Annotated in this window: 1 protein-coding gene; it reads right to left on the bottom strand. The window is 75.9% G+C overall.

Going from position 1 to position 249, the window contains the following annotated elements; translation table 11 throughout:
* A partial coding sequence (locus BEN49_RS28200; protein ID WP_204376142.1) for a hypothetical protein occupies positions 1 to 249 on the bottom strand: 249 nt, incomplete at both ends.

Genomic DNA, 249 nt, shown 5'->3' with positions numbered 1-249 from the left:
GCGGCGCAGCAGCAGCAGGGCCCCCAGCAGAAGCGCGGCCATCCAGGCCAGCGGCAGCCACTGGCCCAGCGCCGCGGCCCGGGGCAGCGCCAATAGCAGCAGGGCCCCCAGGCCCAGGCCCAGCGGCTCATAAAAGCCCTTGACCTGCGTGCGGCGCAGCAGCAGCAGGGCCCCCAGCAGAAGCGCGGCCATCCAGGCCAGCGGCAGCCACTGGCCCAGCGCCGCGGCCCGGGGCAGCGCCAATAGCAG

It is taken from the genome of Hymenobacter coccineus (assembly GCF_001816125.1).
Classification (GTDB): domain Bacteria; phylum Bacteroidota; class Bacteroidia; order Cytophagales; family Hymenobacteraceae; genus Hymenobacter; species Hymenobacter coccineus.
The sequence above is the reverse complement of the archived record's forward strand: the minus strand, read 5'-3'. Positions and strand labels throughout refer to the sequence as shown.